Here is a 15,500-nt window from a genome sequence, read left to right on the forward strand (position 1 = left end):
GGGGTCCCGGTGTCCGCCCAGCACACGACTCTGTGAAGGATGTGAAGAGCGCGGGTGAATATTACATGAGGGTCCGACATCTACTGTTTCGGGCGTATATCCATCCAAACACCCTTACGTTTCCCACCCGCTTGTGCTAGACCCGCGACGGGCCGGCACGGTTGCGATGCGCGCGTGGATTGTGACCCAGCGCACATTGACCCCGGCGCTCTAGCGGGGTGCCTGCCAGATCACCGGCGACGCCTGCGCGCCTTCGTCCGGAGCCCCGTCGTCCGTCACCGTCAGACGGACGCCCGGGCGGCCGTCGGGCAGGGTGGCCCGCGCGTCGACCGAGACGTCGATCCGGGACACGCCCGCACGCCGCGAGGCCGTGGCCAGGGCGCGGCGCAACGCCGCGAGGAGATGGGTCTGGGCCTGGTCCGGCACCGCGGACTCCACGGCGCCGGTGAAGTGGACGGACGGGCTGAAGCCGAGGACCGCCGCCGCGCCCGCCGTCTCCCGCAGCACCTTGCCGCGGAACGTCGACGGGGCGTCCGACGGCGGCTGCTGCAGCGCGAAGATCGTCGTACGGACCTCCTGGACCGTCGACTCCAGCTCGTCCACGGCCTGCGCCAGCATCGTGCGCACCTCCGCGGCCTGCGCCCGGCGCGCCGCCGTCTCCAGCATCATCCCCGTCGCGAACAGCCGCTGGATCACGAGATCGTGCAGGTCACGGGCGATCCGGTCACGGTCCTCGAACACGGCGAGCCGCTCCCGGCCGGCCTGCGCGTCGGCGAGGACCAGCGCGAGCGCCGCCTGCGAGGCGAACTGGGTCGCCAGCCGGTGGTCCACCGGCGTGTAGGGGCGGGCGCCGGGGGAGCGGGGCAGGGCCAGGGTGCCGATCAGCTTCCCCGCCGCCCGCAGCGGCAGCATCATGCTCGGCCCGAACAGGCTCCGTACCCGCGTCGTCATCCGCGGGTCGGTCGCCGAGTCGTCGATGAACACCGGCTCACCGGCCAGGAGTTGATCGAGGACCGCCGTGCCAGGACGGATCGTGGCCCCGAGCAGCACAGCCGGGTCGTCCGTCGTGGCCGCCGCGACGATCTCCATGCCGCCCTCTTCGGTCGGCTGGAGCACCACCCCGGCCGCCGCGTCCGCGAGCAGCCGCGCCTGCTCGGCGACCGTCGTCAGGGCGTCCCCCGGGGCGCCGGTGAGCAGCGCCGTCGTCACCGCCGCCGCGCCCTCGATCCAGCGCTCGCGCTGCCGCGCGCTCTCGTACAGGCGCGCGTTGCCCAGCGCGATGCCCGCCTGGCCCGCCAGAACCCGCAGTACTTCCAGGTCGGCGCCCGTGAACCCCTCGGGCGCGCGCCGCCCGGTCAGCCGCAGCCGGCCGCACACCGCGCCCTGCACCAGGACCGGCACCGCGAGCAGCCCCGGCTCGTGCAGCACCGCGTCGTACGGCTCGCCGGGCGGCAGCTCGGGCCGGGCGCCCTCGCTGGTCACCACCTCGACCAGCCGGCCGTGATCGGGGTCGAGGACGCCGAGCACACCGTGCCGGGCGCCGGTCAGCGCGGTCGCGCTGTCCACCAGCTGCCGCAGCGTGGCCCGCGGTTCGAGGTCGGTGCCGATGGTCAGGACCGCTTCCAGGAGGACGGACAGGCCGGACGGAGCGCCGGGCTCCGGCCCGCTCGGGCTCATCGTGAGGGTCGCTCCGTACACCGGTCAGTCGGCCAGCGGGTCCAGGACCATCGGCTGGATCTTGCCCTCCATCATCGCGCCGAGCCCCTGCACCGCGCACACGTCGGGCCGTTCGGCGATGTGCACGGGCATGCCCGTGGCGTCCCGCAGCATCTGGTCCAGGCCCGGCAGCAGCGCCGAACCGCCGACCATCATGATCCCGCGGTCCGCGAGGTCGGCCACCAGGTCCGGCGGGCAGTCGCGCAGCACCTTGCCGATGCCGTCCAGGACCGCCGTCAGCGGGGTGTGGATGGCGCGCCGCACCGCCGAGGTGTCGACGTGCACCGAGCGGGCCAGGCCCGTCGCCACGTCCCGGCCGTGGATCTCGGTCTGCTCGGGGCCGCTCGGCGTGAGCCCGTTGCCGCTCAGCGCGAGCTGCAGGGGGCGTACGGACTGGGAGGGCAGCATCAGCTCATGGTGCTGGCGCAGGTGCTGCACCACGGCGTGGTCGATGGCGTCGCCGCCGACCGGGATCCGCTCCGCCGTCACGATCGCGCCGAGCGACAGCACCGCGATCTGCGTCGTCGCCGCCCCGCACACCATGATCATGGTGGCCTCGGGCTGCTCGACGGGCAGGCCGCAGCCGACCGCCGCCGCGATCAGCGTGTCGACCAGCTCGACCCGTCTCGCGCCGAGCCCGACGAGGGTCTCCACGGCGGCCCGCTGGGCGAGCGGGTCCGCGTCGTGCGGGGTGCACGCCGCCGCGCGCAGCCGGGGCTTGCGGCGCAGGGCGCGGCGCAGCTTCTCGCCCAGCAGGTGACGCAGCATCCGCTGCGCCATCTCGATGTCGACGACGGTGCCGCCGGAGACGGGACGCACGACCCGGATGTAGTCGGGGGTCCGCCCGGTCATCTTCTCGGCGAACTCACCGACCGCGATCAGGGCGCCGGTACGGGTGTTGACCGCGGCCGCGCTCGGCTCGTCGACGACGAGACCCGCGCCCTTCACGTACACGCGGGTGCGGGCGGCGCCCAGGTCGACGGCGAAGTGGCAGCGGCGCAGCTGCTCCAGACTGACGGTCATGGCAGTTCCTCCCGAGAGCGCAGACCGTGGGCGGGCCGTCGGAATGCGGCCCACTAGAAATCGTGCGTCCGTGGCGGGCATCGCGCGCGCTGGAGTGGGCCGGGTGGGGCTGGGCTCAATGGGGGTTGCGCGTGCGCACGATGTCGGTCAGCCGGGCCAGGTCCCGGAAGACGTGACGGGCTCCGGCGCGCTCCAGTGCCTGCTCGGCCTGCGGGGACGCCGCGTAGCCGATGAACGGCAGGCTGAGCTGCCGGGCCGCCTCCAGCTCGGCGGGCTGAGAGCCGATCACCAGGCCGCGGGGTGTGGGTGATCCGGGCTGGTGCAGGGACCGGAGCAGCGCGTCCGGGTGCGGCAGCAGCCTGGGCGGATCCCCGACACGGCCCTGCACCGCCCGTCTCACGGGCAGGGCGCGACTGTCCACGTACTCCCTGACGACGTGTGAGGAGACGTCGGAGAACACGGCGACGGGCAGCCCCGCCGCGTCGAGGGCGCGGACCAGGCCGTCCGCGCCCTCGACACGGCGGGCGGTGCGCAGCGCGCGGGACTCGACGGCGTCGAGCCGCTCGCGCAGGGGGCGGCTCAGGCGAGGGTGGCGGGCGAAGGCGCGCAGGACGTCGAGAGGATGCGGCTCGGCGCCCGGGTGCGGGTCGAGCGGGGCGCCGCTCAGCGCCTCCTCCGGATCGCGCAGCTCCGCCACCAGCCCGGTCAGTTCCAGTGCGGCGCGGCGGGCGTCCCCCTGGCGGGGATACAGGTGCACGAGCAGGCCGTCGAAGCCGACGAGCGCGCACTCGGCGGAGTCGATCAGGCGGGCCACGTCGTCGCGCGCCGGCTTCTGCGGGGACGGCGGGCGGGCGGTCTCCGGGGCGGGCGCGGCCTGCGCGTCGGGGAGCACCCAGCGCACGGTGTGCCCGGGGATCGGGCGGACGCGCGCCGGATCGGCCGGGGGGACGCCCAGCCGGAGATTCCAGGCCAGCCGGGCCGGCAGGTCCGGGCCCCGGGACCGGCGTGCGGCGGCCTCGACAGGATCGGTGATCTGCACGACGGCGCGGGCGCCGGGCAGCACCTCGTCCAGGGGGTACGTGTACGCGCGCAGGTCGACCTCGTAGCACTCCACGTACGCCTCGCGCGGGCCGGGCGGGTCGAGGGTGCGGACGCCGTCCGGGCGGACGTAGACCAGGGTCGTGCCCGGGGCGGGCGGGACGCCTTCGGCCGGGAGGTCGAGGGGGCCCCGGACGAGGGACTCGGGCGGCGGCCCGGCGGGCTCGTCCGGCGCGTCGGGGGCGGTCGTCGGGACCGGACGGCCGATCAGGCGGAGCAGTGCCTCGGTGTCGTAGCGGTTCGAGAGGGCGGCGTGGGCCAGGGCGAGGGCGTCGGTGCGCAGGTCGGTGCCGGGCAGGACGACGGCGTCGCTCGTGGCGTCGGCGAGGACCCGGCCGAGGTACTGGCGCAGGGCCGGGTCGCCCATGGCCTCGTACGCGACCAGGGAGTCGGCCACCTGGAAGAGCCGGTCGAGCCGTCCCGGGACGGTCTCCATCAGGGGGAGCCGGTCCGGGGGGACCAGTTCGTTGAGGCGGTCCGCCGCGTCCGGCCCCTCCGTGTAGCGGATCAGCTGGGCCAGGACCCGGAGCCCGTCCTCGTGGCCGAGTGCGGCCCGGGCCACCTCCTCCAGGGCGTGCCGGCTGCTGCCGCCCAGGTGGATCGTGCAGTCGAGCCGGTCGGCCAGGATCGAGGCGCACAGGGCGCGGTGGCCGCGGTGGCGCTGGACGGCGAGGCCTTGCAGGGCGGCGACGACGTCGGACACGTCGAGGCCCTGGTCTTCCGCTCTGTCGAGTGCCTCACCGGCGGTGCTCACGGCGTCCGGGGCGTGGCGGCCCAGGGAGCCGATCAGGGCGCGCCGGCCCCGGGGCATGCTCAGTACGGCGGCGGCGATCTCCAAGGACGGGGGGCGGGAGCCCAGTGCGGGTGACAGGCCGCTGCGGCGCAGTTCGGCGTTGAGGTCGGCGACCAGCGCGGAGCGCGCCTGCTCCCGGTGGCGCAGCGACTCGTCGAGCACCCACGCCAGTTGGCGTTCCACCGACGCCGAGAGGTGCTGGTGGATCCAGTGGGTGGGAGGGTCCCCTACGGGGCGAAGGCCCAGGACGCGAGCCCGGTCCGCCGTGACGAGCCGTGCGGAGACCGCCACTTCCAGCGGGGCGGGGGAGAAGCCGGGAGTGACCTTGGGGATGCGGACGCCCTTCGGCCAGAAGGTCACGGAGAGGTCGCCCGTGAGCTGGAGGTCGGCGGCCGTCCCGGCGAGCCGGGTGACGACGGCTTCGAGGAGGCGGTCCAGTGCCTCGGGCGTGGCGATGAGCTCTTCGTGCAGATGCGGGGAGGAGGTGGCCGCCGTGTGGTCCGCCTCGGCGAGGTCGGCGCTCGCGGCCAACCGGCCGGCCAGAACGGACAGTTGATTGCTCCGGCCGTCGGGGGCACTGAACAGCACGGAGGCGTGGCTCGGCGCGCTCACGGCCGGCTCGGGCTCCGAGGGCGTCTTCGCCGACGGGGCGGGGACTAGCGGCACCCGGGACTCCCGGTCCAGGTCGGCCCGCAGCGCGAGCAACGTCAGGCGCAGTTCGGTGAGTTCGGCGCGGGCCGCCTCCGCGCCGGGGCCCGGGACGCCGTCCAGTGGGGTGCCTTCGTACAGGTCGAGGACGCGCTGGACGAGGGCGCGGGTGGAGCCGAGGGTCAGGGGCGTGCGGTTCGTGTAGGCGGTGTCCGCGGTCCGCGCCGCGTTCAGGAGCTCCGTCACGTCGAGCAGGTCGGCGCTCGTGTGCACCGCGTACCCGTCGTCGACCTCCGCGATCAGACCGGCGCCGGCCCCGCGCAGCCGGGACACGCAGGCGGCGAGCGCCGCGTCCGGGTCCTCGGGGCGGTCCTCGGGGTCCCATACGGCGTCGGCCAGTTCGGCGCGGGTCAGCGGGTGGCCGGTGCGCAGGAGCAGGGCGCACAGCACGGCCGCGTCGACGGGGGAGTAGAGCGGGATCTCGGGGGCGTCGTCGCCGTCGTTCGGGAGGACCTTGAGCGGGCCGAGCAGGCTGTAGACGAGCGGGGGGCGGATCGTGGCGCCGTCGTCGACGAGCGCGAGCCGTGCGTGGCCGTCGGCGAGGCCGCGCAGATTGCTCTCCATCTGCCCGGCGCCGCCCGAGAGCAGGGTCTGCGTGAACCCGGGCGCGCAGCCCAACTGGCGGCACAGTGCGGCCAGTTGTTCAGTGTCGCGGTCGAAGGCGCCGGTCTGGCCGGCGCTCGCGGGGGCGAACTGGACGAGCTTCACCGTGCCGTCGGGCAGCAGCATCGCCCGCGATCCGCGCACCCCGCCATGGGCGAACCCGGCGTCGTGGACCGCCACCAGAGCGCCGCCCAGGCCCGCGGCCACCCGGGTCAGCAGGGAACCGGGCAGCCGCCCCGGGGTGAGGGAACCGAGCGGGACGCCGTCCAGGTACTCCATCACCAGATAGGGGACCGGAGCCTCCGTGTCGGCGTCGGACACGGCGACGACGTTCGGATGCCGCAACTGCCGCAGCCGCTCGGCCATGTGACGGAACGCGGGGCGCCCCCGCGCGGGCAGCGACGGGTACAGCTTCACCGCCACGGCCGCCCCGGACCCCGTGTCCCGCGCCCGCCACACCGAGCCGCCGGGCCGCACCTGCCGCACGAGCCGGTAACGCCCGCCGAGCAGCACCCCCGGGGCGGGGACGGCCGGCGCCGCGGAGCCGCCCATGCGCTCCAGCGTCTCGGCGCTGACCTCCGCCACCGCCCCGTCCCCGCCGGGGTCCGCCCCCGGCGACGTCGTCACGGGCAGTTCCGGCGGCACCGTGTCGACCAGCGCTTCGATCAACGCGCCGCGCTCCGCGAGGAGTCGGGCCGTGCGTCCGCGTTCGCTGCGCGGCAGGGAGCGCAGCAGCAGCTCCCGGACGCCGGGGCGGAACGCGTAGGAGCCGGGCGGACCGGGGACCTCCACGAGCATGCCCGAGACGATGATCTCGGCGAGGTGCGCCGGGCGCGGATCGGGTTCCAGGACGGAGTGGACGAGCCGCATCACCGGCAGGTGCGGCACTCCGAGCGCCAGATGCCCGGCGAGCCGGAACGCCTCCGGCGAGGCGGATCCCCGGAAGCCGAGCACGAGCCGCTCGGCGTCGGTCATCGGGTCCGGATCGTCGTCCGGGCCGGCCGTCCCGTAGGGGTCGACGGTCCCGTACCGCTCGACCGTCCTGTACTGGTCCACCGTCCCGGACCGGTCCGTCGCGCCGTACCGGCCCGCCTCCGACAGGTCCGGGCCCGGGTCCGGGGCCGTCGCGTCGGCGGGCCCCGCGGGGGTCAGCCAGGCCGCCGCGCCCGGCACCCGCGCGCCGCCCGGCGCGGCCGTCAGCCGGGCCCAGTGGGACAGCCAGCGGGGGTCCGCCTCCAGGACCGGGAGCGCGAGCGCGTCCGGGGCGTCCTCGGGCCGTGGCCAGGCGTCGGGATCGTACGGGGCGAAACCCAGCGCGGACGCGGGCGCCGCCGGGTGCGGGGCGGTGAGGCGGCCCGGTACGGCGGGCAGGGCGGTGCCGGGCCACAGGCGTTCGGGGAGCGGCTGGAGCACCGCGAGCGGGACGCGCCGGGCCAGGGCGTGCAGGGTGCCGTACCAGCGGGCGCCCGCCTCCCCGGAGTGCCACTGCGGGCCGGAGCAGTCGCTGAGGACCAGCACGGCGGTCCGGCCGTCGGGCGGCACGACCAGGCCGTGGATCCGGCCGTCCGGCGACGCCTCGTGGACGGCGATCGTACGGAAGACGCCCGACTGCCCGAAGAGTCCGTGCAGTTCGCGCAGGAGGGGGCGCCAGACCGGCATGGTCGGCCCGTTGTCGTGGACCAGCACGAGCCGCAGCCAGCGCTCGGGCGCCGGGCGCAGTACGGGCAGCCAGGCGTCGGGTCCGCCGCCGAGCCGGGCGATGCGGTCGGCGGTGGCGTGCTCGTCGAGCTCCGGCACGCCCGTCGGCGACGGCACCCGGCGCTTGAGGGGCCGCAGCGCGCGCTGCAGGGGCAGCGGGTGCCGCAGCATCGGCGGCGTGGGGGCCAGCGGCCCGGCCGGACCGGCGGCCTGGTCCTCGGCCACGTAGAGGGTGACCCGGGGCGGCTCCGGCATGAGCGGCCGGGGCTCGGGCGGTGCCGGCGCGGGCTGGTCGACGGGGGCCGGTGGCGTGCGCGGGCCGGGCGGCGGGTGCGGCGGACCCGCCGGTGCCGTGGATCCGTCGCCGGACCCCGCGCCACCGGAAGCGCCACCGGGAGCGGAAGCGCCGGAGGGCCCCGCGTCGCCCGTGCCCGTGGCGCTCTCCGCGCGGTCCAACGCCCGGGCCAGCCACAGCAGTTCCGCCAGCTCGGCCGGGGTGGGCCGCTCGCCGTCCGCCGCCGCGGCCAGCGCCGCCGCGAGCCGGTCGAGGTCACCTGCCATCGTCGTCAGCCGCCGTCGTCGGGACGCGCGCCGAGCCCCGGCAGGAGCTGCTGGGCGAGCTCCTCGCGGGACGCCGCGTCCAGGCCCGCCGCGCCCGTGAGGTACAGCGCGTTGAGCAACTGGTCCGTGGCCAGCTCGCCCGCGTCGGCGCGCCGCAGGAACCGGCCGATCAGCTCCTCGGCGTACCCGTCGGTCTCGCCCAGGTGCGCGTCGACGATCGCGGCCAGCTGGTCCCGGCCCGGGCGGCGCAGCCGCAGCCGGACGCAGCGGCGCAGGAACGCGGGCGGGAACTCCCGCTCCCCGTTGCTGGTCAGCACCACGAACGGGAACGCGCGGCAGCGCACCCGGCCGGCCGCGACCGGCACCGTCTCGTCCGTACCGTCGGCCCGCACCCGCGCCTCGGTGCCCGCGCGCAGCAGTTCGGGAATCTCGTACTGGCCCTCCTCCAGCACGTTCAGCAGGTCGTTCGGCAGGTCGAGGTCGCCCTTGTCGATCTCGTCGACGAGCAGCGCCCGCGGCCGCTCGTGCGGCAGGAGCGCGGTGCCGAGGGGGCCGAGCCGCAGGTGGTCGGCGACGTCCGCCACGCCTTCCGCGGGCGGACGCCGCTCTCCGCGGGCCGCGTACAGGCGGGAGAGCGGGTCGTAGCGGTACAGGCCGTCCGCGAGCGTCGAGCGGCTCGTCACGTTCCAGCGCAGGACCGGGCCGAGCCGCAGCTCGCGGGCGACGGCGTAGGCGAGGGAGGACTTGCCGGTGCCGGGCGGCCCGGTGACCAGGAGCGGACGGCGCAGGTACAGCGCCGCGTTCACCAGGTCGACGCTCTCCGGCGTCGGCCGGTAGGTGTGGGCGCGGTGCAGCCGGTCGGGCGAGACCGCCGCCGTGTCCGCGTCCTCGGCAGGCGGCGGCAGGACCGGGCCGCCGTCGAACGCGCGCCAGGGCGGCGGGGCGGGCAGCCGGTCGATGCCGTCGTGCGGCGCGGACGCTCCCGTGTACACGGACCACTGCGGCATGTTCGGCTCGTCTCCGTACGTCGTTCGATTCGTCGTCGTTCGTGGATGATGCGGGTCGATCAGGCGACCGGGCAGTGGCGGTGCAGTGCCTCCCGGTCCGGGGCCGGGAAGCAGCGCGGGGAGTCCCACAGCAGCTGGATGTCGTGCGCCCAGTGCTGCTCCTGCGCGCTCGCCCGCTCCCGCAACGCCATGATGTGCTGCGGGAGTTCGTCGAGCGGCAGACCGGACACGTACGTGCCGAGGGCGTCGAGGAACGCCGTGCCCGGGCACGGCGTGCCGTCCTCGTGGCCGCCCGCGCAGCCGGTGCGCGGCCACAGCAGCACCGGGACCGGCTTGGCGAGCGCCGTGTCGAAGTGCGGCCGCGGACCGGGACCCGGCGGCGCGGCGAAGCCCACCACGTCGGCCCGGGCCAGGTCCGACTGGCTGGGCGGCGGACCGTCGGAGCAGTCGACGCGGTGCACCCCGGACGCCGGCCGGTCCCCGCGCGCCCGCCAGCTCTTCGCGAGCCGGCGCCGCCGGCCACCCTCGCGCCGGCTGTGCGCGGTGACCACCACCGGGTAGGCGCAGCCCAGCGGCGTCGGGTCGCCGTCGCCCGCGGGCCAGCGGTCCACCGGCCAGTTGAGGAACGGCCGGGGCAGCTCGAAGGCCACCAACTCGTCGGTGTCGTCCGGGAGATGGTCGATCGCGGTGTCGATGACCGACTCGACGTAGCCGGGCACCTCCGAGCTCGGCAGCGTGCGCGGCTCCTCGACCAGATGCGGATGGCCCTCGTGGTACGCCGACACGGTCACCCGCACCTCGTCCTCGCCGGCCCCGCTGTGCTCCACGGTGAACACCACCGGCGTCCAGGCCGCCGGGGCCCGGCCCGGCCGCTCCCGCGCGCTCTCGCCGAGCAGCTCCTCGAGCCGGTCCGCGAACCGCTCGGCGACCTCCGGCTCCGGCGCGTTCAGCGCGTGCCACGCCGCCATCGGCAGGGAGCGCAGCTCGTGCGAGGGGACGGGCGGCGCCCAGGGGCCCGCCGCCTGCCGGTACAGCCGCTCCGGACGGCAGTCGAGCCCAGTCCGCAGCGCCTTCTCCACCAGCGCGTTCAGCCGGGCCGGGCCCGGCAGGTACAGGACGAGGTCCTCCCAGTACCGGACCATGACCGACAGGGGCATCATCCGGCCCGTCATCGTGCCCGCGCCGCCCGTCACGCTCGTGACGATGCCGACGACCCGGTTCGTGCCCGCGACGGTGAGGGCCGCGCCGCTGAACCCGGAGCGCAGCGGCTGCCCGTGCGCGAGGTCCGCGACCAGCTCGACCCACTCGTCGCGGACCCGGGTCGGGCTCACGGTCCGGTACGCGGCCTGCGTGCCCTCGTCGAAGCTCTTCGGGAAGCCGTACGCGTGCAGGGTCGGCGCCCGGCCGTCGGCGCCCGCGTACGCCTCGCTCTCCGTGCCGAACCGGGCCGGTGCCACGTCGACCTCCCGGGCCAGCTCCAGCACCGCCAGGTCACCCGGCGCGGTCGCGTCGCCGTGCCAGCCCGCGCCCACCAGGACCCGGGCCTCCACCGGGCGTTCGGACCGGCGGTTGGGGAACGTCACCGTCAGTGGCCCGTCCGCGCCGGCGACGACGTGCGCGCAGGTCAGCACGGTCCGTCCGGCGATCAGGAAGCCGGACCCGAGAATGCGCCCGGCCCGCTCGATGCGGGCCTGCCACTGGCAGTCGTTCATCGGCCGGCCGTGTCCTCCTCCGCCGGGCCGGGGCCGGAGGACCAGCTGAGCTTGACCACCAGATGCCCCTCGGCGGCGCCCTTCGTGATGACGGCCCCGACCTCCGCCGACATCTTCACGCCGAACTCGATCTCCACCGCGTCCGGCTTCAGCGCGCCGTCCCGCAGCACGCGCAGCGCCGACTCGGCCGCCGAGCGGACCGCGCCGAGGGACTGCTCGAAGGTGCGGGAGGCCCGCACCGCGTCGTTGTCCCGGTTCACATGCCGGGCGCCGTCCGGCTCCGCGTCCTCGCCGACCGCCTCGAACAGCACCGGCGCACCCTCGGTGACCTCGAACTCCACCAACCCGTCCACGACTTCGTCCCCCCTCAGCCTCGTCCCTGCCTCCCCGCCATTGTGCCCTGGCGGGAAGGTGTCACGGCGGTCATCCGCCACCACAGTTCAACTCCGCTGACGCAGAAGGTCGTTCACACTCCTCCTAGCACTCTGGCACCACCCCCGATCGGAAGCCTGCAAAGAGAGGCCAAGATGACCAGAGGACCAGTAGCGAGACGTACCGCGGCGCTGTTGTCGGCAGGGCTCACCCTCGCCCTGCTGCCGTTGGCGGGAGCGCACGCCGCACCGGACGGCACCGGCCCGACCGGCCCGGACACCCCGGCGCGGCAGACCACCAAGGCCGCCCGCGCCGCCCACACGGTGACGCTGGTCACCGGCGACAAGGTCACCGTCACCGACCTCGGCGGCGGCAGGAAGACCGTCGACGTGAAACGGCCCCAGGGAGCCGACGGCACCGTGCGCACCCAGGTGAGCGACGGACGGATCACCGTCGTACCCGAGGAGGCGCAGCCCTACCTGGCCGCCAAGACCCTCGACCCCCGGCTCTTCGACGTCAGCGCCCTGATCGAGCAGGGCCTCGCCGACAACAAGGCCGACGCGACCCCGCTCATCGTCACCTACAAGGGCAAGAGCGCGCGCTCCGCCGCACTCACCCCCAAGGGCTCCGAGCGCACCCGGAAGCTGTCCAGTGTCGGTGGCGCCGCACTCGCCGCCGCCAAGGGCCGCACCTTCTGGAACGCGGCCACGGAGAAGGACGCGTTCGCCGACGGCATCGCCAAGGTGTGGCTCGACGGCCGGGTGAAGGCCGACATGGAGCAGTCCAACGCGCAGATCGGGACGCCGAAGGCGTGGGAGGCCGGGCTCACCGGCAAGGGCGTCAAGGTCGCCGTCCTCGACACCGGCTACGACACGACGCACCCGGACCTCGCCTCGCGCGTGAGCGAGTCGAAGTCGTTCATCGCCGGTCAGGAGGTCGCCGACCGTCAGGGCCACGGCACGCACGTCACCTCGACCGTCGGCGGCTCCGGCGCCGCCTCCGACGGCAAGGAGAAGGGCGTCGCCCCGGACGCCACGCTCGCCGTCGGCAAGGTGCTCAGCGACGACGGCTTCGGCACCGAGTCCGAGATCATCGCCGGCATGGAGTGGGCCGCCAAGGACATCAAGGCGAAGGTCGTCTCCATGAGCCTCGGCTCCTCGGAGGGCAGCGACGGCACCGACCCGATGGCCGCCGCCGTCGATTCCCTGTCCGCCGAGACCGGCGCCCTGTTCGTGATCGCGGCCGGCAACGCCTACGGGCCCGGCACGATCGGCTCGCCCGGCGCCGCCGACTCCGCCCTCACCGTCGGCGCCGTCGACAGCCAGGACGAGCGGGCCGAGTTCTCCAGCCAGGGCCCGCGCTACGGCGACCAGGGGCTGAAGCCCGATGTGTCGGCCCCGGGTGTGGGCATCCTCGCCGCCCGCTCCTCCCTCGTCGCCGGCTCCGGCTCGTACACGACCATGAGCGGTACGTCGATGGCGACGCCGCACGTCGCGGGTGTCGCCGCGCTGCTCGCCCAGGCCCACCCGGACTGGACGGGCGCGCAGCTCAAGGACGCCCTGATGTCGACCTCGAAGCAGCTCGACGACTCGGCGTACGCCATCGGCGCGGGCCGTGTCTCGGTTCCCGACGCCGTCGCCGCGAAGATCACCGCGACCGGCAGCGCCGACCTGGGCTTCTTCAAGTGGCCCTACGAGAGCAATGAGCCGGTCACCAAGAAGGTCACCTACTCCAACTCCTCCGATCAGTCGGTGGAGTTGAGCCTCGCGGCGGAGGGCGCCTCCGACGGGGTCGTGGCGCTCGCCGACGACAAGCTGACCGTGCCCGCGCACGGCACCGCCTCCACCACCGTCACCGGCGACGGCAGCAAGGCCGCCGTCGGCAACGTGAGCGGGCGGATCGTGGCGAGCGCCGCCGGGACCCCCGTCGCGCACACGGCGTTCGGCCTGGTCAAGGAGGAGGAGCGGTACACGCTCACCGTCCACGTGAAGGACCGGGACGGCGAGCCGACCCCCGCGAACATCGTCTTCCAGGAGCTCGCCGAGGGCACCGACCCGGGCATCGTCGCCGTCGGTGACTCCGGCACCGTCCAACTGCGCCTGAAGCCGGGCACGTACACCGCGGACACCTTCCTCGACGTGCGCGGCGCGAGCGGTCCCGACTCGCTCGGCCTCGCCTACCTCTCGAACCCCGAGATCACCCTCGACCAGGACCGCGAGATCACCCTCGACGGACGCACCCTGCGCGAGACCGGGCTCCGGCTGCCCAAGGACACCGACCCGCGCCAGCGCCTCATGGAGTACGACCGCAAGGCGAACGGCGCCGACGTCCTCGGCATCGTCCAGGTCCCGATCAAGTACGACTCGCTGTTCGCCGCGCCGACGAAGAAGGTCACCGGCGGCAGCTTCGAGTACCGCACCGTCTGGCGGCACGGACAGCCTCGCGTCGCCGTGGACGGCATCGGCGAGACCTTCGAGCAGCCCGGCTCCACGCTGCTCCAGGGCCGCACCAGGCTCGGCCTCGTCGACGCGGGCAACGGCGCGCCCGGCGCGTACGCGGACAAGGACGTGCGGGGCAAGGCCGTCCTCGTGCACGCCGACGGCACCCTCACCCCGGCGCAGATCGCGCAGGCCGCCCAGGACGCGGGCGCCAAGGCCTTGTTCATCGGCGACGACGCGCCCGGCCGTCTCAACACCGTCTTCTACGACGAGAACTACGAGGACCGCCCGCTGCAGATCGCGAGCGTGAACAAGGAGGACTTCGCCCGGCTCCAGACCCGCGCCCGCGACGGCCGCCCGCTCGACATGACCGGCACCAAGGACGCCTCGTACATGTATGACGTGTCGAACGGCTACACGGGCGCCGTGCCCGACCGCGGCCTCCTCTACGCCCCGGACGGCAAGGACCTCGCCACCGTCGACACCACGTACTACGGCGGCGACCGGAAGGCCGACGGCGGTGAGTTCCGTTTCTCGATCACCGACACCTTCAAGGTCGGCGTCGGATTCCTGGAGCGCCACACCTTCCCTGACCGGCGCACCGACTACGTGTCCATGGAGCCGGGCCAGAAGTGGCACGAGTCCGTCATCGTGCCGGGCCTGGAGGAGCGCTCCGGACTGGTCACCTACAAGGCCGGCCGGCACACGGAGCTCAACTGGTTCAAGCCGGTCTGGCACCCGTGGCTCGGCACCGGGCTCGGCTGGGGCCAGGAGCGCGTCGCCGACCAGATCCAGTTCAACGTGCCGGGCTGGGGCGACTCGGGTCCCGACCACACCGGGTTCGGTGACGCGTACGACCCCGAGAGCGGGATGAAGCAGTACACCGAGGTGTTCGCCGACGGCGTCAGCCAGGGCCGCAGGACCAGCTCCGCAGGGTACGTGTGGAACGCGGCCCCGGAAGAGAAGACGTACAAGGTCGTCACCGACACGGCGCTCGACCCCGAGAAGTGGAGCCTCGGCACCACCGGGCACACCGAGTGGACGGTCCGCTCGGCGCGGCCGGCCGACGACGAGTGGCACTTCCTTCCGATGATCAACCTCGGCTTCGACGTCGACACCGACCTCACCGGAAAGGTCCGCGCGGGCGCCTCGCTGCCCGTCGGCCTGTACGCCGAGTACATCAAGGGCGCGACCGGCACCGGCACCCTGGGCGGCGGCAGGCTGGAGGTCTCCTACGACGACGGCAAGACCTGGAAGTCCGTCGCCCTCGACGGCACCGGGGCGTCCTGGACCGGCGAGCTGCGGATCCCCGAGGACGCGGCGTCCGTCTCGCTGCGGGCCTCCGCCCACGACGACAAGGGCGCGACCGTCACGCAGGAGATCGTCCGGGCGATCGGCGTGAAGTAACCCTCTGAAAAAATGAGTTCGAGGCCGGGGCACGGCGCGGAGCACCTCCGCGCCGGGCCCCGGCTGTTTCGTATGCCGGTACGCAACCGCCCGCCATGTGGACATGTCTTGTGGCGGCGGCGTGTTCGCGGCAAGGATGGGTGCATGGCCCCTGTACTCGTCTCGCGTCGTCACGTGGATCTGCTGCGTGTCTCCACGATGCTGTGTCGGGCCATCTGTCTGCGCGCTCCGTCCGGCTGCTGAAGCAGCCCCGTAGGCGGCGTCGCCGGGCCTTCCCTCGCTGAAGGCCCCTTCTTCTTCCCTGTTCTCACCTGTCCGACGTGCTCCCGCGCGCCGCCCCGCCCGTGTCCGTGCCCGCGTCCCG

General features: G+C 74.6%; 7 protein-coding genes. 1 reads left to right on the forward strand and 6 read right to left on the reverse strand.

What is annotated here, in order from left to right:
* Window positions 1-210: 210 nt before the first annotated feature.
* The 6 genes from IAG42_RS24360 to IAG42_RS24385 all read right to left on the reverse strand — a co-directional run bounded on the left by IAG42_RS24360 (window position 211) and on the right by IAG42_RS24385 (window position 11,272).
* Window positions 211-1,677 (reverse strand): sensor histidine kinase, encoded by a 1,467-nt coding sequence (locus IAG42_RS24360; protein WP_188339088.1) that lies wholly within the window; start codon window positions 1,675-1,677, stop codon window positions 211-213.
* A 24-nt stretch (window positions 1,678-1,701) separates the two neighbouring features.
* Window positions 1,702-2,739, reverse strand: coding sequence for a rod shape-determining protein (gene mreB / locus IAG42_RS24365; RefSeq protein ID WP_188339089.1), 1,038 nt, complete (start codon window positions 2,737-2,739; stop codon window positions 1,702-1,704).
* Window positions 2,740-2,854: 115 nt separating this feature from the next.
* On the reverse strand, window positions 2,855-8,200 hold the full coding sequence (locus IAG42_RS38485) for an SAV_2336 N-terminal domain-related protein (protein WP_188339090.1): 5,346 nt from the start codon (window positions 8,198-8,200) through the stop codon (window positions 2,855-2,857).
* A 5-nt stretch (window positions 8,201-8,205) separates the two neighbouring features.
* On the reverse strand, window positions 8,206-9,207 hold the full coding sequence (locus IAG42_RS24375) for an AAA family ATPase (RefSeq protein WP_188339091.1): 1,002 nt from the start codon (window positions 9,205-9,207) through the stop codon (window positions 8,206-8,208).
* A 59-nt stretch (window positions 9,208-9,266) separates the two neighbouring features.
* On the reverse strand, window positions 9,267-10,919 hold the full coding sequence (locus tag IAG42_RS24380; protein ID WP_188339092.1) for a VMAP-C domain-containing protein: 1,653 nt from the start codon (window positions 10,917-10,919) through the stop codon (window positions 9,267-9,269).
* A complete protein-coding gene (locus tag IAG42_RS24385) occupies window positions 10,916-11,272 on the reverse strand; it encodes a CU044_2847 family protein (protein WP_188339093.1) in 357 nt (118 codons plus the stop codon). Before IAG42_RS24385 ends, IAG42_RS24380 begins: the two co-directional genes overlap by 4 nt.
* 174 nt (window positions 11,273-11,446) lie before the next feature.
* Between IAG42_RS24385 and IAG42_RS24390 the strand changes: the two genes are divergently transcribed.
* Complete coding sequence (locus tag IAG42_RS24390) at window positions 11,447-15,136, forward strand: S8 family serine peptidase (protein ID WP_188339094.1); 3,690 nt, start codon at window positions 11,447-11,449, stop codon at window positions 15,134-15,136.
* Window positions 15,137-15,500: the final 364 nt, after the last annotated feature.

Origin of the sequence: Streptomyces xanthii, assembly GCF_014621695.1 — a bacterium.
Taxonomy (GTDB): domain Bacteria; phylum Actinomycetota; class Actinomycetes; order Streptomycetales; family Streptomycetaceae; genus Streptomyces; species Streptomyces xanthii.

What these genes read in the sequence shown, in the direction of transcription:
- IAG42_RS24360 (WP_188339088.1), bottom strand. Translation starts at nt 1,677, where the DNA reads ATGAGCCCGAGCGGGCCGGAGCCCGGCGCTCCGTCCGGCCTGTCCGTC.
- mreB (WP_188339089.1), bottom strand. Translation starts at nt 2,739, where the DNA reads ATGACCGTCAGTCTGGAGCAGCTGCGCCGCTGCCACTTCGCCGTCGAC.
- IAG42_RS38485 (WP_188339090.1), bottom strand. Translation starts at nt 8,200, where the DNA reads ATGGCAGGTGACCTCGACCGGCTCGCGGCGGCGCTGGCCGCGGCGGCG.
- IAG42_RS24375 (WP_188339091.1), bottom strand. Translation starts at nt 9,207, where the DNA reads ATGCCGCAGTGGTCCGTGTACACGGGAGCGTCCGCGCCGCACGACGGC.
- IAG42_RS24380 (WP_188339092.1), bottom strand. Translation starts at nt 10,919, where the DNA reads ATGAACGACTGCCAGTGGCAGGCCCGCATCGAGCGGGCCGGGCGCATT.
- IAG42_RS24390 (WP_188339094.1), top strand. Translation starts at nt 11,447, where the DNA reads ATGACCAGAGGACCAGTAGCGAGACGTACCGCGGCGCTGTTGTCGGCA.